A 21,586-nucleotide genomic window follows, 5' to 3' on the forward strand; every position below is an offset into this window, starting at 1 on the left:
TATTATTTTTTATTTTTTTAAATTAATATTAACTGTACGAGGCTTTTTTTATGTCAGAATCTGAACACCGAATGATTGAAATTTTAAGAATATTAAGCGAACAAGAAAAACCAACCGGTTCTAAACTAATAGCTGATGAACTAAAGAACAAAGGTTTTAATCTTGGAGAACGTGCAGTTAGATACCATATGCAAATCTTGGATGAAAAAGGATTTACTGAAAGAATAGGAAATTCCGGAAGAAAAATCACAAAACAGGGCCGTGAAAAATTAGAAAAAGGATTAATTTACGATCAGGTTGATTTCATTTATTCAAGATTTGAAGAAATGATTTATTTAACTGACTTCAACTATATGACACAAGAAGGAAAAGTAGTTGTAAATACATCAACCATTTATAATGAAGAGTCAGTTGATATAATTAAAAAAGTTACTGGAAGTGGCCTTTCTGTTAGTCCTTATGTTAATTTAAATAGTACTAGCAATGATGGCAAGATAGAGGTAACAACATTATGTGGAACAACAATAGATGGAGTGCTACTTAATGAAGGAATTCCTTCCCAACCAAAATATGGTGGCCTTCTAAAAATTGAAGATTCAGAACCAATAAACTTCACTCAATTAATATCCTACAAGAAAACTTCAGTATCCCCTCTCGATGCTTTCTCAACAAAAGGATTTACATCAATTATGGATGTTCTTGAAAATGGTGATGGAATTATCCCTGCAAACTTCAGACTGATACCTGGAATAGGACGTGAAAAAGCTGCAAATATCATCAACAAATTGGACAAGATAGGAATTGGTGGAGTAATAGGTATTTCTGATGAGGGGAAAGATATTTTAGGAGCACCAGTACCTAGAGGAATGGTTGGAATAGTTGTTGTTGGTGGAATTACACCATTTTGTGCTGTTCAAGAAGAAAATCAAGATATTGAAATAAGGATATCTGAAGAAACAAGAGATTTTGCAACATTATATCCAATTACCTCCAGAATCAATCCAGTATTAAAAGAAGTGCAACATGTCCCTAGACCAAAAATATCATTCTTACTTTCAAAAACTTGGAATTTAATCCAGCAGGTTAACTTTGATATTGAAAAAAGAAAAGGAGACATCATATCAAACGTTTCATATATGGATAAAGATGACATTGACAGAGCATTGGATATAATGGAAGAAACATACAATGACAATCCAAAATACATTAATCCATATTATAAAATAATTAATCATCCAACCGATGATTCAAGAATTGGTCTTGCTACAATTTGTAGTTTGAGCATTGATGGAATTTTAATAGACAATGGAATAATGAGTAACCCAAAATATGGTGGATTGCTTGAACTTACAGAACCTCCATTATTTATTGACTTAATTTCATACAACGGGTCAACAGAAGATCCACATAAACTATTTATAGCTAAAAATATGACATCCATAACTAAGAATAATGGACCTAATAAAATTTTAGCAAGTTTTAAAGAGATACCATATATATCTCGTGAACAAAGTGTCCAACTTTTAGATATTTTAAACAATGTAGGATTTTCAATATACAAAATTGGAAAACCTAGAGAAGTAACCTACAATGCAAAAGCAGACAATTATAACTTTGGTATCGTAACTGGTAGTGGTTTGAATACTATTGGTGCAATAAAAGAAAAAGGAATAAAAGTCAAAGTTAAAGCTATTGAAAAACTATTGCCTTTTGAAAAAATGGATAGGTTATAACTAAATTACAGTTATATCCACTTCTTCACCATTTTTTGGATAATGAGTAAACTCAATTATATCCTCTTCAACTTCATAAATATCAATTTCAACTGTAGCGCCTAAACGACTTTCATCAAGAGTAACTAACATTTTAAAACCTGGTTTTCCAAAATACTCTGAAAAATCCATATTCAATACTTCACCCTCAGCAAAAATTCTATTATATGAAATTTCAATCCTATCATGAATTTCAACATTTTCTTTTAAGTAATTTACTGCATCTTTTGTTGTTAATTGTAATTCTTTCATGATAATCATCCTCGTAAAATATAGTATAAACGTTATCATATATAAACTTGTTTGTATTATCACGAACAAATAATTTTTTTATGGGAAATACAACAAGAAAAAATAAATAGGAAAAAAGAGAGAAATTACAAAATTTCTATAATAAGTTCTTTTTCGTCAGTAATATGACGCATTTCAATTAAATCATCTTCAAGCTCGTTGAAGTCTAGTTCAATAGATTGATTTAAAATTTCACCAGTTAATTGAAGCCCAACTCTAAAACCTTCACCAGTGACTTCATCTGGTTCTGTGAATCCTAAAACTTCACCAGGAGCAAAAATACGATTGTAAGATAATTCTAAAAGATCACCAACTTCCACGTTGGTTTTAACATAATTTAATGCTTCTTCAAAGCTCATTTCTACTTCTTCTACCATTCTATACACCTATATTAATTTTTAAAAAAAAAGAAAAAGAGAGAGGAATTATAAATTCCTGTATTCTCTGATTGAAGTATATTCGTCGTCAATTTCTCCGTAAGATGCTAATTTTTCTTTGTTAGCTTCAGCACCTAAGTAAAGGTTACCTTTACCGTTGAGACCAATATCTCCAGTGTATTTAATATATTTACCTTCGAAAGTGATTCCATCAACTTCTGGGTTTTCGACAACACCATCGAGAACGAATCCTTCGAGTAATCTTCCGAGGAATCCGTGAATAACGATGTTACCGTTTTTCATTTGTCCACCAGGCCAACGGTTTACGTCACCGTCAATTTCGATAATACCTTTGGTCATGTGAATACCAGCTAAAATATCACAGTTTCCTTTAACGTGAATTTTACCACCAGTTAAACATTCACCACATTGTTTACCAGCGTTACCGCCAACAACAATTTCTCCTCCAGTCATACCTCTCCATTCACCAATGTAAGAAGCACCAGTGAATTCTTTGGTATTTCCTTCGATTTCAAGGTATCCGCCAGACATTTCTCTTCCTGCGTGAGCAGCTGCGTTACCTTTAACGAGAATGGATCCACCAGACATTTCTGCACCTACGTGTAAATCTACACTACTGTTACAGACGATGTCTCCACCGCTCATTTTACAACCGATGTATTTTACTCTGTTTAAATCCCCGTTGAGAATCATTTTAACTTCATCAGGTCCTGCTGCTTCTCCTTCAACAGTGATGTCGAAGAAGTCAGTGATTGGGAATCTGGAATTTCCAATAGGAACTTGATATTTTGCGAAATCAGCTTCAGTCCATGCGAAAATTTCGTCAGGAATTAATTCATCGAATTCTAAAGCGATTGAAGAAGTTTTGATTTGATCAAATGTAATTGTTTTCAAACTAAACACCCCTATTTACCTTCAACGTCTACTCTAATTGGGTTGGATACGTAGTGATCGTGTACTGGGTAGTTTTCCCATTTGACTGAGTAATATTGAGTGAAGAACGGCATAATGTTGTCGATAACTTTTTGCTCGTTTTGTTCCCAACCTTTTACGTTAACCCAAATGTTTTGACTTTCTTTAACTTTTACAATTTCTTTGTCTTTTACTAAGATTTGACCATCTTTAATAGTGTATTGAGCAATATCGAAACCTTTTTCGATTTCAGCAGCTTGTCTGGATGGGTCAATTTCATTAGGATTTATGTCATATACAGCAATGTCTGCTCTGTAACCAGGGGTGAGTGCACCTCTGTCTTGGAATCCGTAGATTTTAGCAGGAGCAGATCTTGTAATAGTTGCAATATCGTAGAAATCGTATTCTCTGTCGAGAGTTGCAAGGGTGGTTCTTTTTTCTGCCCATTTGTGAACTTCTCTGTTTTCAATCATTTCCATTCTTCTTTGGTTACTCATTAACCAAGAGATAATTCTAGGATATCTAGTGAATGGACCTGCGTTAGGGTGGTCAGTGGTTAAACATACTTTCCATGGGTCATCAATGTGTAAGAACAATTCAAGACCAATAGCCCATTGTAAAGTGTTAACAGGGTTTTTAGCTGAGTAAATACATGGAATAATACCTGCTGCGGTTTCACATTCAATATCTTTGTTGGTCCATTTTAAACCAGATAATTTGAATAAGTCGTATTCCATAGGAGCGTCAGCAGTCATGGTAGTAGTTTCATCAAAAGTAACTTGTCCTACATCACAAGTAACGTGGTCGTTTTTGTTAATGTATTTAGCAACTTCTTCAGCACCAGATGCAGCATCTTTCCAACTGTTACCAGTGTAAGAGTGGAATTGTAAGTGACAAAGGTGCATAATTTGATCTCTGACATCAGCAGCGCCTGAACCTTTTTTGATACCTTTTACTGCTTCCATGGTTTCGAGAGTAGTAGGTACGTTTCCAGGGTGTCCTAAGTCATTAGGGTGAATGTGGATAGAGTGAGGTAAGTTTAACATTTCGTTAGCTTTTGCTAAAGCAATAACAACTTCTTTAGAAGTTACGTCAAAGTATGGTGCTTTATCGTTAATACCATGTACGTTCATACCCCAACCCCATGCTTCACTTCCACATGGGTTTACGATTTTAATTCCGTAACCTTTTGAGATTTTTAACCATGCAGATACAAATGCTGCAATGTCTTCAATATTGTTATCTTTTGCGTATTCCATTACAAACCAGTTGTTACCGAATAATGGTAAAGCTGGAATGTCTAATTGAGGAATAGTTGCAATTTCTTCGTGAGTGTGTTTTGCTTCAAGAGGCGGCATAGCTGCTTCAACAACAGTACCGTAACCTAATCTTGAGTATCTGTAACCAGTTGCAGGACAACTTGGGATAGAGAATCCAGATTCAGATCTTAATACTTTAGTTTTTTGAGTAACACCTCTTCTGGAATCTTCAGGCCTGTATAATCTTCCGACTACAAGTTTTGGACCTGCAACGTGAGCGTGAGGGTCAATACCTGCTGGCATGACTATTTTATCGGTAACGTCTAAGACTTTAGCATCTGCAGATACATCATCTACAATAATACCATCTTTGAACATAACGTCTTTTTTCTCACCGTTAATTTCATTAGCTGGGTCGTAGACAATACCATTTTTAAGAATATATTCCATTATATCACCTTATAATGCGTTTGGATTTGGTACGAATTTTGGAGCTACGTTAGGCTCTTCTCTGAGTTTCATTACTCTTTCTTTCAATTCACGGACAATCCATTCGTCGTCACGACAAGTTTCAGGTTTGTCGATTGCTTTTTTCATGTATATAGGAACTCCATCCATACGGTAACTTGTACCAGCACATTCAACAGCAATGAATGAACCTGGTAATACTACGTCAGCGAGTTCGGTGGAAGGTCCCCAGTGAATATCGATTTGGATAACAGGAATGTTAGCTAAGTGTTGGTTTGCTCCATTAGGGAAGTGAGCACCAGGGTCCGCTGCAATAACCATGAAACAGTCAGGTTCTTTTCTGACTAATAAATCGATAGTGTTGGTTTCACCTAACATATATCTTGGGTATCCTCTACAGTAGTCAACACCGAAAGCGAATCCACATTCAAATGCCATGAAGATGTTGAATCCGTTTACGTTAAAGTGACCTCTCATAGGAGTGAGTCCCCATTTACTGTATTTGTTTAAGTCTTGTACCATTTTAATAGCAATATCAATGTTTCTTTGTTTTGATAAAGTGTGGGTTAAACCTAAACCGAAGAAGAGAACACCAAATTCAGCTTGTTTCATTTCTTCTGCTAATTCGTAAATATCTTCTTTAGGAATTCCAGAAATTACATCTTGGTATAATTCTTTTCCTCTGAGTACAGCTCTAATAGCGTTGTAGAAACCGTAGTCCCCGTTTTGTTCGAATCCAATCCATTTATCAGAACATTTTGCAGTATCTGAGAATTTAGGATCCATAGTTACAACAGTTCTGTCGAATCTTCCTCTTTGTCTGAAGTATCCACGACAGAAAGCAGCGTATCTAGCTAAGTGTCTAGGGTGAGAGTTCATAGCATTACTTCCAGAGTAAACAATCATATCAGCTCTGTTTTGAACTTCCCCTAAAGTTTGGATAGGGTAACCTGCGTTTTGTACAGCTTGGAGAGAAGGACCGTGACAGATAGTAGCTTGGTTATCTAATACAGCACCGATGTACTCACCTAATGCTACACCTTCTTTCATACATTCAGTAGAAGTTTCAGACCAACCGTAGAATACAGGCCTAATTGAGTTTGCAATGTATTCAGCAGCAGTGTCTAAAGCAGTATCCCAGTCAACTTCTTTGAGTTCTCCGTTTTCATCCCTAACCATAGGCACAAGTAATCTTTGGTCCATATCTTCCATGATTTTACTTGCTCCTAATCTGCATGCGTGTCTTACAGCAACAACGTGATTATCTTTTACTAAGTAATCTAAATCGTCACAGTTACAACCACAGAATGCACAAGTACAATTTTCAACAATGTGATCGTAATCAGTTACAGGTGGTTCATAAGTCATGATCAATCAACTCCTCCCATTTACGTCCGTGATAAACAGGTAATTCACCTAAAGATTCCATGTTTTCAACAACATCATCATCTTCTTCATCAACGTATTTTTTGTACACCCATCTCATTAAGTCAGCCATGAGTAATACTTTTCTATCAGTTTTTTCTACAGTACATTTAATACCTTTGTAAGTAGGGTCGGAACAACAGTAGGTATCGTGGCTTACAATAGTGTTAGCCCATGGACCTTTACAAATGAATACAGTACCTTCGTGAGGTGCATCTCTTGATACAGCACAGTTTACAACAACTTCACCGAAATCGGTTTTTACAAGAACAGTATCCCAGTTGTTTACACCTAATTTAGCCATGTCCCTAGGGTCCATGTAACAGGTACCAGATACGTTTTTATATTCTTCTTTTAAAGTGGATCCTCTTTTTTTACAAGCACCTTGGTAGATGTCAGATCCAGTGTTTAACATACATTTAAGAACATCAGTAGTTCCTTCACCAGTAATTTTTACATCAGGTACTACAGGTTTTTCTAAATAAGTATTAGCGTAATGCATTATATAATCCCCCTTATTCTAACCATATAGCATTTACTGGGCAAAACATTTGACATGTTCCACACAATTCACATTTTTCAGGACTGAAGAGTTTGATAAATCCGTTTTCGACCATCATAACAACTTCTTCGGTCTTTGCACCATTACCACCAGCATTTTCTGGACTGATAGCTGCATTAACAGGACATGCGATAACACAAATACCGCATCCTAAACAATTATCTTGATTTACTTTAAGTTCCATCCTATCACCTAATCTTTAATAGCGTCTAAAGCTTCTTTCCAAGTAGCGGAGTTAATAGGAGTGTGGTCAACTTCAGTTCTTTTTACAGTAATAGCATCGTTAGGACATGCTTTTGCACATGCTTTACATTTTACACAGTAATCACTGTAAGCAACAACGTGTGCCATTCTGGAACCAGGACCAGTAGATACAGGGAATGCTAAAGCATTACATTGACAGATATCTACACAAGCACCACAAGCTTGACATTTTTCATCATCAACTTCAATACTACCTTCAAATGGTTTTTTAACTTTTGCAGCATCGGTAGGACATACGCCTTCACACCATCCACAGTAGACACAAAGGTCAGAGTCGATAATGGAGTTACCTTTAACAGCTGCTTTTGAAGGATCTAAATCATATTCTCCGTAGTTACATGCTCTACAAATTGCTTTAATAGCGTTGGTAGGGCAGGATTTTTTACATACGAGACAATATACACAAGCATCTTTATCAATAACAATGGATTCTTTACCAGTTTCGTGATCAACGATGATTGCTTCTGCAGGACATAATTCTTCACATACACCACAGTAAATACATTCGTCTTCATCAACATCGATTTCACCAGTTACTAAATCAGCACGGTCTGGTAAAACTCTGTCAATAACGATTGCATCACGAGGACATGCGATTTCACATCTTTTACAGTAGATACATTCATCATCATCAATTTCTGAGAAAGCGTTGTAATGAGGATATGCTTCAATTTCTTTAATTGGTGTGCCGTCAATAGTTAATACTAATGCATCTACAGGACATAATCCACTGCACATACCACATAATACACATTTACTTTCGTCAATGCTTACTCTTTGAACATCAAAGTCTTCATGGAAGTTTTGAGCAATCTTTTCGTGTCCACTGAAGTAGATGTCGTTAGAAAGTCTGTGACGAGCATCGATAGCAACTGCATTTAATGTAATTGCTTCTACAGGACAAGTAGATTCACAAATCCCACAACCTAAACAAACATGGTCATTGAATGACAAGTTTCTTACTTCATCAGCAGACCTTGTAATGTCAAAGTTATTGTCTTTAACCTCTTTTAAATTTCTAATCATATTAAATCTCCAAAATTTTTATCGAATTAGTTGGGCATTCATCTTCACAAAGCTGACAACCACAACATTGCATGGAGTCTGCATGCGCTTGCAATGAAACTAATTTAATTGCCTTCATAGTGCATGCATTTACACATAAGCCGCAACCAATACAAGAATCTTCTACTTTTGCTTCAAAATTTCTTTCTCTGCAAATATTCACAATTTTACGACTCTGTTCTGGATTATGAAATATTGCCTCTGTCATCATTAAAAAATCTCTGGGAGATAAGTCGATGATTGTCCTTGCAACATCAATTGAGTTCCAAGACAAGTTTCTACCATTCAAGTAGTGTGAAATAGTAGATCTATCAACGCCTAACTCATCAGCAATTTCTTGATGACTTCTACCAGCCATTTTTAATTTGACTGCTGCAATATATTTTAAACCAGACGCAATATGTTTTGGCATTTGAACCACCAATGTGTAATGATTACACATATGTTTCTTTATATAAATATAGTTGCTTACTAGATTTAAGACACAATACTTATATACTACTATGGGAATACTACACAATTTTTTTAACAAAAATTAATATACGCTCTTTAAATAATAAAATAAAATATAAATGAGAATTATAGAATAAAATAAAAGTAAATATTTTAAATTAATAAAAATTAATTAATAATAATACGTAAATACCCAAAAAAGTATCAAAAATAACAAAAATTAGTAATAAAAATAATAATAAAAAGTATTACAAAATTAAGAAAAATAACCCATAATTTTTTTGTTAACCTAAAATGTGTAGTAACTACACATAAATCATTTAGAAATTCTTAATTAATACCACTTACAATATATAATATTATAAGGGGAGAATATTATGAAAATAGTATCTATAGTCGGAAGAAAAAATACTGGAAAAACTTCATTAACTGTAAAAGTTATTGAAGAACTTACAAAAAGAGGCTACAATGTAGCATCAATTAAGCATTCCCACCACACTATGGAAATGGATAAAGAGAATACCGATACCTGGAAACATAAACAGGCCGGATCCAATGTGGTTGTTGGTATTGGCTCAACAACTTTCTTCAATGTGAGAAAAGAAATGGATTTGAATAGATTACTATTTTTAATAAAACATATGGATATCGTTGATTTCGTTGTCATAGAAGGATTTAAAAGATACAACTACTCAAAAATTGCAACATCCCCCGATGTAGTTGATGAATACACAATAAAAGAAGTAGATTCATTTACCATTGATTATGATGGTTTAAAAGAATTGGTGGATCTTATTGAAGAAAGGTCACATGACATTGTAGATACATTATTTGCAAACAACTGTGGTTTTAACAATGGAGAAACTATCGCATCTGAAATTCGTAAAGGAAACCTAACCGTTGATCAGTTAGATAAAGTTCACAGTTACTTGTCAATTGATGGTAAAGTAGTTGGATTAAACAGATTTGTAAGCGATTATTTAAAACAAAATGTGCTTGGTGTGATTAATACCTTAAATCTTGATGAATATAATGTTGAAAGCATAGCAAATATTGAGTTAATAATCCCTGGTGAATCCTCTGAAAAACCAATTGATGCAAAATGCACAATTTTAATTAATGACAAGAATTTGGATATAAACCACTTTACAGAAAATATTGTTGCAAACTCAATAAAAGGAATGATCAATTCCATAAAAACCGAAGACAACGTCAAGACAATTGACATAGCAATTTCAAATATTGAAAATAATAAATTAGAAAATGCTGAAATTGAACTTAAAACAAATGACCATAATGTTGAAATTAATAAATTCACACAAGGAATCTTGAAAGAAACTATTTTTGCAATTATAAATTCCTTAAAAACCAATGAAAAAATTACAGAATTAAAAATCAAAGTGGAAGAATGATATCATGTTAGAAAATGTAGTTAAAGATAAATTTGAAAGACCTATCCTTTCACTAAGAATCACAATAACAAATAGATGCAATGAAAACTGCATTTACTGTCATCACGATGGAATGGTTTCATCAAAGGAAGAAATGACACCTGATGAATTATACACAATAAGTAAAATAGCTAAAAAAATTGGCGTTAAAAGAATGAGACTTTCAGGTGGAGATCCATTAGTTAGAAAAGACATTGTGGAAATTGTTGAAAAAATCGCAAGCCTTGATTTTAAAGATATTTCATTAACAACCAATGGAGTATTACTTGAAAAGTATGCTCAAGGTCTTAAAGATGCAGGACTAGATAGAGTCAATGTTAGTTTAGATACATTAAACAGAGACACATACAAATATGTAACAAACATGGATTATCTAAACCAGGCAAAGGCAGGAATCCTAAAAGCTGTTGAAGTTGGATTATATCCTGTTAAAATCAACATGGTAATAATGAAAGATATTAATGAACATGAAATAAAAGACATGTTCGAATTCTGTAAAGAACATGGAATTATCCTTCAGTTGATAGAATTAATAGAAAGTGAAAACTGTGAAGACGACGAATTCACAATTGAACACCACTATCCATTGGAATCTCTTGAAAATAAATTAACTGATATAGCTGATAAAGTACATGAACGTAAATTTATGCAAGGGCGTAGAAAATTTTACATTGATGGTGGAGAAATCGAGATAGTTAGACCAGTTGATAACGCTAAATTCTGCGCAAGTTGCTCCAGATTAAGGATAACCCCTGATGGAAAAATTAAACCTTGCTTACTTAGAAACGATAATCTTGTAGAAATAATTTCACATATAAGAAATGGCGAAAGTGAAGAAGAACTTGTAGAACTATTTTTAAATGGAATTAATAATCGTGAACCATTCAATAAAGAGGATTAATTCTCTTTTTTATATTTTTTTAAAAGAAGAATATAACATTGTTATATTAAATGAGTAAAAAAATAATAAATGGATAAAGGGGAGAACCCTTAAATCCATTTAGCTTTGGATACGTGGTCAGTGAATGGGAGAGGTTCGTCAGTGCCCATACCTGGGATGTATCCGTAGATTTCTCTTACTTTGTTGTTTACAGTACTCCATACTTTAGCTACAGGGATTTCACATGGACATACTTCGGAACATTGTCCACAGTTGGTACATGCGTCGACCATGTGTACTAAACGAGTTAAGTGGAAGAAAGGAGCTGCAGGAGTGTATCCACCAGGTACCCATTCAGGACCTTCAGTTTCGAGACAGCAGTCTTCACAGAAACATAATGGACATGCTTCGCGGCAACCGTAACATTTCATACATTTGGAGAATTCATCTTCATACATGTGGAATACATCAATAATATCTCCAGTAGTACCTGCGTAGTCAACTTCTTTTTTCTCTTGGGACTCTTTGAGCATGAAGTTGTTAATGTTTTCTCTGATTTTGATTCCCTTTTCGAGAGGTTCTTCGGTAGCGATTAAACCAGCATCGATAACTTTTCCTAAAGCGTCAGCACCTTTTTCGGTGAATACTTCAACGAAAGTTGCTTTACCTGCTAAAGGTCCAATTACTCCCCAGTTACCTAAAGCCATATCAGCGTTGGAAGGGATTTTAAGATTACATCTTTGACAGTTTTCTCTTCTACCTAATCCTTGTGCTTCTAATTCACCGATAGCGATTCCTTTTTCACCGTCAGCGGTTTCCATAATGAGTTTTCCTTTGGAAATTTCTTCTTTAACAACATCTTTAGGATCTAATTCGTATACATCTCTAATCATGTTCATAGTTGGTACAGGGGAGAAAGTACCTCCACAGTTTACACCAATCATAATAACGTTGTCTTCGATGATTTTTCCTTTTTTCATTAATTCTCTGATGGTCATTGCATCACAAGGTTTACATGCAACTGCGAGTTTCATATATCTTGCACCATCTAAGTATTTGGATACAAATTTAGCAATGTTTAAAGTACCACAGTGTACGGAACCAGCGGTTTTAATTACATCTGCAGGATCGGTTACGAGAATAGGTACACCATCATACATATCGTGACCTTCGGTTACACCGACAACACCGTCAACGATGCCTTCTTCTAATAAGTATTTCATGATAGTGGTTACTACTCCACCGTACTCTCCTTTTTCTTTGATATCTTCGATAGCAGAGTATGCGTAGTACATATCGTTAATTTTTGCGCTCATTTAAATCTACTCCTTGTTTATTTACCTACTTTAATGGTGGTAGTAGCCATGTTTTCAGCTTTAATTTCAGTGTCGGTACCATTTTTGTAGACTTCTCCTTTCATTTCTAATACTTCAGGGAGTTTTTCTACGTTAATAGCACAAGCTTTTAATTCAACCATTTTAGATTTAGGGTCGAAAGAATCGGAGTTAGTTAATACGTTTGCAGCACATTCTACAAAGTGCATTGGGATGTTTACAATACCTTCTCTGATGTCATCAGTTACACGTGCAGGAATTGCAATTTCTCCTCTTCTGGAGTAAGCTTTTACAACTTCACCATTAATAATTCCTCTTGCTTCAGCATCTTTAGTGTTGATTTCGATGAATCCGGTTTTTACCTCATTACTTAAGGTTTCACATCTTCTGGTCATTGCAGCGTGATAGTGGAATAATACTCTAGTAGTAGTTAAGAGTAATGGGTATTCTTCATCTACAGTTTCAACAGGTCCTTTGTGTTCTAATGCTTGGAAAATTCCTAATCCGTCAGGGTGAGCGAATTTTTCTTTGTGCATTAATGGTTGACATGGGTCGTCTTCAGAAGGACAAGGCCAGTGGAGAGCTTCAGGAGTGTCTAATCTTTCACGGTTCATACCTGCCATGATAGGAGCACATTCTCTGATTTCGTTGAAGATATCTTCAGAAGTTTCGTAGTGGAAGATGGATCTAGGTACGCCCATTCTAACTGCGATTTCTTCCATGATTTTCCAATCTAACCATGCGCCTTCAGGTGGTTCTTGAGCTTTGTGTAAGCATTGTACTCTTCTTTCACCACTGGTGAAAGTACCTTCTTGTTCACCCCAACCTGCTGCAGGTAATACAACATCAGCACATTGTGCAGTATCAGTTAAGAAACATTCTTGAACAACTAACATTTCTAAGTTTGCGAGTGCTTCTTTGGTGTGTTGTACGTCAGCATCGGAGAGTACAGGGTCTTCCCCGTGGATGTATAATACTTTTAAGTCACCAGCGTGAGCTGCGTTCATCATTTCAACTAAGGTTAAACCAGGAGTGGTTGGTAAGTTTACTTCGTAACCTTCAGCACTGTAGTAGTCGTTGAACCATGCAGTGGTTTCAGGATCTTTAACTTTTCTGTAACCTACGTAATCTGAAGGTAATGCACCCATATCACAAGCACCTTGTACGTTGTTTTGTCCTCTTAATGGGTTTACTCCAGTACCTTCTCTTCCGATATTACCAGTTAACATTGCGAGGTTTGCAGTGGACATTACGTTGTCTGCACCGTGGGAGTGTTCAGTAATACCTAAGGAGTATACGATAGCTGCTTTTTCAGCAGATGCGTATTCTACAGCTAAGTGTTCAATAGTTTCAGGTTTGATACCAGTAATTTCGGAAACTTTGTCTAAAGTGTATTTTTGGACGGTTTCTTTCATTTCTTCGAAACCTTTGGTTCTGTTTGCAATAAACTCATCATCTTGCAAGTCTTTGTCGATGATGACTTTAATCATAGCGTTCATTAAAGCTACGTCAGTACCAGTTTCAAATTGAACATATTCGTCTGCAATTTTAGCAGTAGGAGTGAATCTTGGGTCCAATACTACTAATTTAGCACCGTTTTGTTTAGCTTGGATTATTTTACGTCCGAATAATGGGTGAGCTTCCATGTTGTTGGATCCAATACAGAAGATGTAATCAGCTTCTTTAATACTGTCGAATCCGTTGGTCATAGCACCTGATCCGAAGGTGTTTGCTAAACCTGCTACAGTAGGTCCGTGACAGATACGTGCACAGTGGTCTACGTTTTGGGTTCCACAAGCTACTCTTGCTAATTTTTGAGTAATGTAAATGTTTTCGTTAGGTGAACGAGCACATGCATAGAATCCTACTTTGTTAGGATCTTCGTCAGATACTTCTTTGAGTTTGTTAGCAACAAGGTCTAATGCTTCATCCCAAGATGCTTCTCTAAATTCACCGTTTTCTTTTATTAAAGGAGTAGTTAATCTGTCTTCCCTATTAATAAATTGGTATCCAAAGTTTCCTTTTGGACATACTTTACCCTCGTTTACAGGGCTTCTTTTTAAAGGTTCTACACCAACAATTTTTCCGTCTTTTACAACGAAATTGAGTCCACAACCAGTACCACAGTATGGACAGATTGTTGGAACATATTTAATTTCAACCATTTTATAATCTCCAAAATATATATCTTTTTAAAATATTTAAAATTTAAAAGAAGCTTAAATTATAAGCTTCTTTAAAGTTCATAACGAGCTTATTCTTTAAGGTAAGTGTACCAGTAAATACAAGCTACAAAGAGTCCTCCACCAATAATGTTACCAATAGTAACTGGGATTAAGTTGTTTACAATAATAGTAGACCAAGTTACACCTTTAGCTCCTAAGAACATACCTAATGGGATGAAACACATGTTTGCAACACTGTGCTCAAATCCGATGGTAACGAAAGCCATAATTGGGAACCAAATACCAACGATTTTACCGATGATATCATCAGATGCGTTAGCTAACCATACTGCTAAACATACTAACCAGTTACAACCGATAGCTTTAATCATAGCAACGGTGAATGGCATAGTTACTTTACCTTCTGCTACTGCAATAGCTTTAGCAGAAATAGCGTAAGCAGGTGCGGTTGCGTCAGTAGGACAGATACCACCCATGAATGCTAAAACGTATGCAACGAATAAAGCACCAACAAAGTTGAAAATCCAACTGATAACCCAGTTTTTAGCGAGACCGCCAACAGAAGCGGAACCGTCTAAAACACCAATTGTCATAAACATAACATTTCCAGTGAATAATTCAGATCCTGCAAGTACAACAATAATTAAACCTACAGGGAACACTGCACCAAATACGAATTTTTCTAAACCGAGTGGAGCACCAGCTTTTAACATGCCTGCGCTTGCTACTACAGCTAATAATCCACCAAATGCAATATATGCTCCTGCTAAAAAGGAGAGTAATATTACATTAACAATATTTGCAGAGTCTTTTGCTCCAGCTGTTTTAGATATTGCTTTTGCAGTATCTACTGGACTTTTAAATGAACTCATTTTATCAACCTCTTTATTCCCTTTATAAATTAATTTTATAATACTTGATGAATTCCACATATAAGATGTTTCATAGTATTATGGTTCTATATTACTGGTTTAATATATAAAGGATTTGTCATTAGAAAATAAAAGAAATATTTAAATATAAAGAATATCAGAATAATCTTAATGATAAATCATGATGAATGTTATTAACATCGTGGTAAAACTCTTTTTTATTTATTTTAGATTATATAATTATTAATTTTAATATAATAATTATAAAATCGATGGAAATTTAAAATAGCGTGATTTAAATTTATAAAATAATTTTTAAATGATTTTAAGTGGAATTATAATTTTACATTTTGTAAAAAAAGTAAGTAGGAAGTCATTTTTAGATGACTTCATAATATGATTCATTAGCACATGATTCACAAATAGGTTTACCTGCCCTAATTAAATGGTAATCATCTGTAATTTTTTCACCACAGACACTACACCAGGAAGTAGTATGTTTTCCTCCTGGTTGCTGAGCTTCTTTGAATGGTCTGACTTTAACTTTTTCAACATTGAACAATTCTTCAGCAGGAGTTTCCCTGAATCTTTTAACCATTTCTTCCCTTGTTTCCTTAGGTTTATCTTTTATATTTGCATCAGCATCGGAAACTCTATATGCTTCACCAGTATCCATATTCATAAAAGTAGCTGCAAATCTTCCATAATAGACTAACTTTAAAGATCTTTTACCAATACTGCATTTAGTTACAGCCTGAATACCATCTGAAGTACATCTTTCACTTTCCAAAATTACAATTAAATTCTTATGCCTCTTGTTCAGTTCCATGCCCAAAAGTTCAAGACCATACATACCAAGTTTTGTTCCAATAGCTATACCACCACAAAGTTCACCATGGAACTCAACAGCTTTTTGCAATTGTTCATCATAATCTTCAATATTCATATTTTTTCACCTCGTCAATATGTTATATTATAATATAATATATTATATAACTTAAGGAATAGTAATATAACTACAACATTGAGGGAGATAAAATAAAAATTGAAGAAATCGATGCGATCAAATATAAAAATGACCAACACGAAGAAGTTCGTGAAAATGTTGTAAAAGATGAAACCATTACATTAACAATAAATGGAGACATATCCCGTAGTTTATCTGCAATTGAAGACTCACTTAAAGAGTTTGCAGTAGGATACTTGTTTAATGAAAATATGGTAAGGTCTTTAGAGGACATTAAAAAAATAGAAATTGACGGCATACAAATCAATGTAGAGATTGATGATACATTACTTAAAACCAATGAAACAGTTTTATGTTCCGATTCCGCAGGCGGATGGAGAAGTAAAATAAAAACTGTAAATCCTGTTGAATCTGATTTTCAAGTTTCTGTTAAAGAATTAATTGATAGAATTGAAGAATTAAGAGAAAATGCAGAAATCTGGCAGGCTACCGGTGGAACACATGTTGCTGGAATCGTATATGACGGACAGTTTGTTGTAAAAGAAGATGTGAGCCGCCACGTTGCAGTTGACAAAGTAATTGGATACGGAATATTAAACGGCTTTGACTTAAACCATTCCTATGTAATTTACAGTGGAAGAATGCCTGCAGACATGGTAATCAAAATGACCAGAGCAGGTGTGCCTCTTTTAGCATCAAATGCATCACCAGCAAATTCCGGATATAATATTGCAAAAAAAGGAAATATTACTCTTGTTGGATTCCTAAGAGGCCAACGTTGTAATATATATAATAATCAAAATAGAGTAATTTTTGACTAAATTACTCTAATACAGTATGTCTTGCTTTTAGGTCGCTTTCAGTTTGTTGCATTTTTTCCATCAATTCAGAAACAATAGCATCTAAGAATACTAAAGTAGTCAATTCAAATGCAGTACCTAAAGGTGTTAAAGATGTATAGTTACCATGGATTTGACGTTTCATATAGTTTTCGTCATCCACTTCTTTTTTAGTTCTTCCTTTAACAAGAACATAAGCATCACATAATTGTCCTAAAGTGGATTCAGGGTAAGATGTTAAAGCTAAAACTTTTGAACCTCTATTTTTAGCAATTTTTGCAGCTGAAACAATAGTGTTTGTTTCACCGGAACCTGAAATAGCAATAATACAATCATCTTCATAAATAGCCGGAGATATAGTTTCCCCTACAACATAAGCACTTAAACCTAAATGCATTAATCTCATTGCAAAAGCTTTAGCAGCGAGTCCAGATCTTCCAGCACCAGTAACAAATATATTTTTTGAATTAATAATTATTTCCTCAAATTCATCAATTGCTTTTTCATCTAAAAATTCTTCAGCGTTTTTAATATTATCTAATATAGCTTTAATAGAAGTTTTCATTATTTCCATTTTATCTAATCCCAAAATCGATATTATTAATTATGATTAAAATTTTATTTATAATTGATGGAATTTGAAAGTAAAGGATTGATAAGTTTAGAGATAAATGGTGAAGTTTACGGATATAGACTATATGAAAGTCTTGATTCCCTATCAAAAACCAAATCTCAAAGAAGGTCTGCAAAAGAGCTAAATATTTCTCATACAGTATTTAATAGAAGAATACTCAAAGCAGAAGAAAAGTTAGGATTTAAGCTTACAAAAAAAGTGGGAAATGGAACTGCACTTACACAAGAAGGGTTGGATTTACTGGAAGAATTTAAGAAATATGCAATCCAAATCGAAAAAACTTCCACCATCAACATTGTCGGAGGCCACATAAGCACTGGTCTTTTGGAAAGTATAGATCTTCCATTCAAAACAAATATTTATAGTAGCAACGATGAAGATGCATTTGAACTTGCTAAAAGAGGAGTTGTTGACCTATTAACACTTGATGATCCTTTAATAGCATTTGAAAGGGACATAAATTTCTACCCAATAGCTTACGATTATTTGGTTCTTGTATCAAGCCCAAATTCCAAAAAAATTGAAACAATTTCAGACCTAGAAAACCTTGATTTTGTAAGTGTATCCGGATCTGCACAAAGGCTTGCATGGGACAGTTTGAGGCACTATGATATACATGTAAACATTAAAGAAAGTGTAAGTTCACAATTTGATGCATACAAATTAGTCAGAGACTCAAAAAATTTGCATACTTTTTTAAATGCAAGCTATTTTAAAGGCAATGAACTTTTAAAATTCGATACACAACATGTAATCAGTTTAGTTAAAGTTAATGAAGACAAAACAGAAGTGAATGATTTCATTAAATACTTAACTAATGAAGAAGGTCAGAAAACCATTGAAAAACAAGGTTTTACCCCAATGTAATATTACTTTCCAAATGCTCTAAGAAAAACTAAAATTATATTATATAATATATTATTATACATCACTCATATGACCACATTATTTTGTGATTTATCACATTATTTGATTTTTCAAAACATTAAATAATGATAAGAAACAATATAAAATTAAAGTATTTGAAGGCGATATTATGGCAAAAAACAGAGATTTACTAGCGATTGGTCACTCTGCTCATGACTACATTATTAGAGTGCCTGAATTTCCAAAAGCAAACTTTTCAGCCCCAATAACCAATATGAAAACATTTAATGGTGGAGCTGCAGCAAATGTTGCTTGTGTTGGGGCCAAATTAGGATTAAAAACTTCCTTGGTTTCAGCAGTTGGTGGAGATTTCAAAAAAACCGAATATTATGAACACATGCAAAATTTAGGTATTGACACTGATTCATTAATCATTGTTCCGGGAGAATCAACACCTACAGCATTTGTTTTAACTAATGATAATGATGACCAAATAAGTTATTTCTATTGGGGTGCTGCACGTGAATTTGCAGAAAGTAAAGTACCAGCATCTGCAATTAAAAATACTGAAGCAGTTCATTTAGCAACAGGAGACCCTGAATTCAATTGGAAATGTTCAGAAGAAGCTAAAAATGAAGATTTACTTATTTCATTCGACCCAGGTCAAGACCTTGGAATGTACGACATCAAAAAATTAAGGGACGTAATTGAAAACACAACTATTCTCTTCGGTAATCATCATGAAATTGGAAGAATCTTGGAATCACTCGAAGTAGATTTAGATGGTCTTAGAGCATTAGGTCCAAAAATAATTGTTAAAACATGCGGTGCTAACGGTACTGAAATCTACTCAAATGAAGAAAAAATTAAAATCGATGCAATTGAAACCACTGTTGTCGACCCAACAGGTGCAGGAGATTCATTTAGAGCAGGATTCTTATCAAGATTCTTAAATGGAGAATCATTAGAAGCATCCGCTAAATTCGCATCAACCGTTTCATCATTCATTATTGAGCATCAAGGTTGTCAAACCAACATGCCTACTTTTGATGATGTATTTGAAAGAATGAATAGATTCTACTAAATCTATTCTTTTTTTAACTTTTTTTAAAGTATACTTTATTTTTATCAATATGACTTTATTTCCTTATTTAGAAACTAAAAACACTATTTTTTCAAAAACACTTGACACATATCAATAATATTTTAATTAAAAGATAACCTATTAATTTAAATACTAATAAATAAATATAAGAGATTATCAAATTGATATGAAAGTTAATTAAATTAAATTTGACTGTTTTAAATCTTATTTGAAAATGGTGTGATAACATGACTCAAATTAGTGATGCTAAAAAAGGAATTTTAACTGAAGAAATGAAACATGTCGCAAAAATAGAAAATGTTTCAGAAGATTTTATTTTAAGATCAGTAGCAGAAGGTACTATTGTAATACCAGGTAACGTAAACAGAGATATTGAAGCTTCAGGTATTGGTGCAGGACTCAGAACTAAAGTAAACGCAACCGTCGGAACTTCAACTGATCTTGTTGACTTTGATGAAGAAGTATTAAAAGCACAAATTGCAATCGACAATGGTGCAGACTGTTTAATGGAATTAAGTATTGGTGGAGACTTAGATGTAATCAGAAGAAGAGTTCTCGACATGTCCCCATTACCAGTAGGATCAGTACCAGTATACCAAGCATCCATTGAAAGTATCAGAAAACATGGTTCCGTAGTGGATATGACTGAAGATGACTTATTCAATGCTATCGAAAAACAAGCAAAAGATGGTATTGACTTCATGGCAATTCACAGTAGTATCAACATTGAAACCTTAACCAGACTCAAAAGACAAGGTCGTGTAACAGGACTCGTATCCCGTGGAGGTTCTTTCATGTCTGGATGGATTGTTGAAAACGAACAAGAAAATCCATTATACTCAAACTTTGATTATGTTTTAGAACTTGCTAAAGAACATGATGTTGTTCTTTCACTTGCAAACGGTATGAGAGCAGGATCTATTGCTGATTCAACCGACAGGGCTCAAATCCAAGAATTGATCATTTTAGGAGAATTAATCGATAGATCTCGTGAAGCTGGAGTACAATGTATGATTGAAGGACCTGGACACATCCCTATTAACGAAATCCCAACAAACGTTATGATTCAAAAGAAAATGTGTTCCAACGCTCCTTTCTACATGCTCGGACCTATTGTATGTGATGTAGCACCAGGTTACGACCACATTGTATCTGCAATCGGTGCAGCATCTTCTGCAAAAGCTGGAGCAGACTTTATCTGTTACGTAACTCCTGCTGAACACCTCGCTCTCCCTGACCCAGACGATGTAAAAGAAGGTGTAATTGCAACTAAAATCGGAGCTTACGCTGGTGACCTCGCAACCGGTATAATCGATGGTTCCCAAGATTTAGCAATGGCTGAAGCTCGTAAAAGATTAGACTGGGAAGCACAATATGAATGTGCAATGTTCCCTGAAGCTGCACGTGCAAAAAGAGATCAAAGACCACCTGAAGATGAAGACGCATGTACAATGTGCGGTAACTTCTGTGCAGTAAAAATCGTTAACGAATGGTTAGACAAATCTGATTCTGACCTAATCAAATAGATAGATTTTCTATCTATTCTTATTTTTTATATTCATTTCCCAAAATATGATGTAAT

The 21,586-nt window shown here is 34.3% G+C and carries 21 protein-coding genes; 7 read left to right on the plus strand and 14 right to left on the minus strand.

All coding sequences use genetic code 11. The features are described from left to right. Window positions 1–50 precede the first annotated feature (50 nt). A complete protein-coding gene (locus MR875_06840) occupies window positions 51–1,733 on the plus strand; it encodes an NrpR regulatory domain-containing protein (GenBank protein MCI6994551.1) in 1,683 nt (560 codons plus the stop codon). Here MR875_06840 and MR875_06845 read toward each other — a convergent pair whose 3' ends face one another. The 9 genes from MR875_06845 to MR875_06885 all read right to left on the minus strand — a co-directional run bounded on the left by MR875_06845 (window position 1,734) and on the right by MR875_06885 (window position 8,840). Next, a complete protein-coding gene (locus MR875_06845) occupies window positions 1,734–2,024 on the minus strand; it encodes a DUF2097 domain-containing protein (GenBank protein MCI6994552.1) in 291 nt (96 codons plus the stop codon). It lies immediately after the preceding gene. Window positions 2,025–2,149: 125 nt separating this feature from the next. Continuing rightward, entirely contained in the window at window positions 2,150–2,440 is a 291-nt protein-coding gene (locus MR875_06850) for a DUF2097 domain-containing protein (protein MCI6994553.1), read from the minus strand. A gap of 48 nt (window positions 2,441–2,488) precedes the next feature. Further along, entirely contained in the window at window positions 2,489–3,364 is an 876-nt protein-coding gene (locus tag MR875_06855) for a formylmethanofuran dehydrogenase subunit C (GenBank protein MCI6994554.1), read from the minus strand. 2 nt (window positions 3,365–3,366) lie between these two features. Continuing rightward, a complete protein-coding gene (locus MR875_06860; protein MCI6994555.1) occupies window positions 3,367–5,085 on the minus strand; it encodes a formylmethanofuran dehydrogenase subunit A in 1,719 nt (572 codons plus the stop codon). A 6-nt stretch (window positions 5,086–5,091) separates the two neighbouring features. After that, on the minus strand, window positions 5,092–6,468 hold the full coding sequence (locus MR875_06865) for a formylmethanofuran dehydrogenase subunit B (GenBank protein MCI6994556.1): 1,377 nt from the start codon (window positions 6,466–6,468) through the stop codon (window positions 5,092–5,094). Beyond that, on the minus strand, window positions 6,458–7,027 hold the full coding sequence (locus tag MR875_06870) for a formylmethanofuran dehydrogenase (GenBank protein MCI6994557.1): 570 nt from the start codon (window positions 7,025–7,027) through the stop codon (window positions 6,458–6,460). Before MR875_06870 ends, MR875_06865 begins: the two co-directional genes overlap by 11 nt. Window positions 7,028–7,040: 13 nt before the next feature. Then, window positions 7,041–7,271: a 4Fe-4S binding protein gene (locus tag MR875_06875; protein MCI6994558.1), complete on the minus strand. Its 231-nt coding sequence runs from the start codon at window positions 7,269–7,271 to the stop codon at window positions 7,041–7,043. 8 nt (window positions 7,272–7,279) lie between these two features. Then, window positions 7,280–8,377, minus strand: a complete 1,098-nt coding sequence (locus MR875_06880) for a 4Fe-4S binding protein (protein ID MCI6994559.1) — start codon at window positions 8,375–8,377, stop codon at window positions 7,280–7,282. Window position 8,378: 1 nt separating this feature from the next. Further along, entirely contained in the window at window positions 8,379–8,840 is a 462-nt protein-coding gene (locus MR875_06885; protein MCI6994560.1) for a 4Fe-4S binding protein, read from the minus strand. 406 nt (window positions 8,841–9,246) lie between these two features. On the opposite strand from MR875_06885, the gene mobB reads away from it, so the two are divergent. Further along, window positions 9,247–10,281 carry a molybdopterin-guanine dinucleotide biosynthesis protein B gene (mobB, locus tag MR875_06890; protein ID MCI6994561.1) on the plus strand — a complete coding sequence of 345 codons (1,035 nt, stop codon included), beginning with the start codon at window positions 9,247–9,249 and terminating at the stop codon, window positions 10,279–10,281. Window positions 10,282–10,285: 4 nt separating this feature from the next. Beyond that, window positions 10,286–11,221, plus strand: coding sequence for a GTP 3',8-cyclase MoaA (gene moaA, locus MR875_06895; protein ID MCI6994562.1), 936 nt, complete (start codon window positions 10,286–10,288; stop codon window positions 11,219–11,221). 89 nt (window positions 11,222–11,310) lie between these two features. Here the strand turns inward: moaA and MR875_06900 are convergent, their stop codons facing one another. From MR875_06900 to MR875_06915, 4 genes are all read right to left on the minus strand, one after another. Beyond that, window positions 11,311–12,516, minus strand: coding sequence for a Coenzyme F420 hydrogenase/dehydrogenase, beta subunit C-terminal domain (locus MR875_06900; protein ID MCI6994563.1), 1,206 nt, complete (start codon window positions 12,514–12,516; stop codon window positions 11,311–11,313). A 17-nt stretch (window positions 12,517–12,533) separates the two neighbouring features. After that, a complete protein-coding gene (gene fdhF / locus MR875_06905; protein MCI6994564.1) occupies window positions 12,534–14,699 on the minus strand; it encodes a formate dehydrogenase subunit alpha in 2,166 nt (721 codons plus the stop codon). An 89-nt stretch (window positions 14,700–14,788) separates the two neighbouring features. Beyond that, on the minus strand, window positions 14,789–15,592 hold the full coding sequence (locus MR875_06910) for a formate/nitrite transporter family protein (GenBank protein ID MCI6994565.1): 804 nt from the start codon (window positions 15,590–15,592) through the stop codon (window positions 14,789–14,791). A 379-nt stretch (window positions 15,593–15,971) separates the two neighbouring features. Continuing rightward, entirely contained in the window at window positions 15,972–16,538 is a 567-nt protein-coding gene (locus MR875_06915; GenBank protein ID MCI6994566.1) for an FmdE family protein, read from the minus strand. Between the two features lie 200 nt (window positions 16,539–16,738). Between MR875_06915 and fdhD the strand changes: the two genes are divergently transcribed. Further along, on the plus strand, window positions 16,739–17,380 hold the full coding sequence (fdhD, locus tag MR875_06920) for a formate dehydrogenase accessory sulfurtransferase FdhD (protein ID MCI6994567.1): 642 nt from the start codon (window positions 16,739–16,741) through the stop codon (window positions 17,378–17,380). A 1-nt stretch (window position 17,381) separates the two neighbouring features. On the opposite strand, the gene hxlB is transcribed toward fdhD, so the two are convergent. Continuing rightward, a complete protein-coding gene (gene hxlB / locus MR875_06925) occupies window positions 17,382–17,972 on the minus strand; it encodes a 6-phospho-3-hexuloisomerase (protein ID MCI6994568.1) in 591 nt (196 codons plus the stop codon). A 57-nt stretch (window positions 17,973–18,029) separates the two neighbouring features. Here hxlB and MR875_06930 point away from each other — a divergent pair, with 57 nt between their 5' ends. From MR875_06930 to thiC, 3 genes are all read left to right on the plus strand, one after another. Next, window positions 18,030–18,899: a LysR family transcriptional regulator gene (locus MR875_06930; GenBank protein ID MCI6994569.1), complete on the plus strand. Its 870-nt coding sequence runs from the start codon at window positions 18,030–18,032 to the stop codon at window positions 18,897–18,899. A 169-nt stretch (window positions 18,900–19,068) separates the two neighbouring features. Further along, the gene (locus tag MR875_06935; GenBank protein ID MCI6994570.1) at window positions 19,069–19,983 is read left to right on the plus strand and encodes a carbohydrate kinase family protein; all 915 of its coding nucleotides are present in this window, start codon (window positions 19,069–19,071) and stop codon (window positions 19,981–19,983) included. A 248-nt stretch (window positions 19,984–20,231) separates the two neighbouring features. Beyond that, the gene (gene thiC, locus MR875_06940; protein MCI6994571.1) at window positions 20,232–21,530 is read left to right on the plus strand and encodes a phosphomethylpyrimidine synthase; all 1,299 of its coding nucleotides are present in this window, start codon (window positions 20,232–20,234) and stop codon (window positions 21,528–21,530) included. Window positions 21,531–21,586 lie beyond the last annotated feature (56 nt).

The sequence above is a fragment of the Methanobrevibacter sp. genome (assembly GCA_022775905.1).
GTDB lineage: Archaea > Methanobacteriota > Methanobacteria > Methanobacteriales > Methanobacteriaceae > Methanocatella.

Coding starts and splice junctions, on each gene's coding strand:
- MR875_06865 (MCI6994556.1), bottom strand. CDS start 6,468: ATGACTTATGAACCACCTGTAACTGATTACGATCACATTGTTGAAAAT.
- MR875_06935 (MCI6994570.1), top strand. CDS start 19,069: ATGGCAAAAAACAGAGATTTACTAGCGATTGGTCACTCTGCTCATGAC.
- mobB (MCI6994561.1), top strand. CDS start 9,247: ATGAAAATAGTATCTATAGTCGGAAGAAAAAATACTGGAAAAACTTCA.
- MR875_06850 (MCI6994553.1), bottom strand. CDS start 2,440: ATGGTAGAAGAAGTAGAAATGAGCTTTGAAGAAGCATTAAATTATGTT.
- fdhF (MCI6994564.1), bottom strand. CDS start 14,699: ATGGTTGAAATTAAATATGTTCCAACAATCTGTCCATACTGTGGTACT.
- MR875_06930 (MCI6994569.1), top strand. CDS start 18,030: ATGGAATTTGAAAGTAAAGGATTGATAAGTTTAGAGATAAATGGTGAA.
- moaA (MCI6994562.1), top strand. CDS start 10,286: ATGTTAGAAAATGTAGTTAAAGATAAATTTGAAAGACCTATCCTTTCA.
- MR875_06870 (MCI6994557.1), bottom strand. CDS start 7,027: ATGCATTACGCTAATACTTATTTAGAAAAACCTGTAGTACCTGATGTA.
- MR875_06910 (MCI6994565.1), bottom strand. CDS start 15,592: ATGAGTTCATTTAAAAGTCCAGTAGATACTGCAAAAGCAATATCTAAA.
- MR875_06845 (MCI6994552.1), bottom strand. CDS start 2,024: ATGAAAGAATTACAATTAACAACAAAAGATGCAGTAAATTACTTAAAA.
- MR875_06900 (MCI6994563.1), bottom strand. CDS start 12,516: ATGAGCGCAAAAATTAACGATATGTACTACGCATACTCTGCTATCGAA.
- MR875_06915 (MCI6994566.1), bottom strand. CDS start 16,538: ATGAATATTGAAGATTATGATGAACAATTGCAAAAAGCTGTTGAGTTC.
- MR875_06880 (MCI6994559.1), bottom strand. CDS start 8,377: ATGATTAGAAATTTAAAAGAGGTTAAAGACAATAACTTTGACATTACA.
- MR875_06875 (MCI6994558.1), bottom strand. CDS start 7,271: ATGGAACTTAAAGTAAATCAAGATAATTGTTTAGGATGCGGTATTTGT.
- hxlB (MCI6994568.1), bottom strand. CDS start 17,972: ATGGAAATAATGAAAACTTCTATTAAAGCTATATTAGATAATATTAAA.
- MR875_06840 (MCI6994551.1), top strand. CDS start 51: ATGTCAGAATCTGAACACCGAATGATTGAAATTTTAAGAATATTAAGC.
- thiC (MCI6994571.1), top strand. CDS start 20,232: ATGACTCAAATTAGTGATGCTAAAAAAGGAATTTTAACTGAAGAAATG.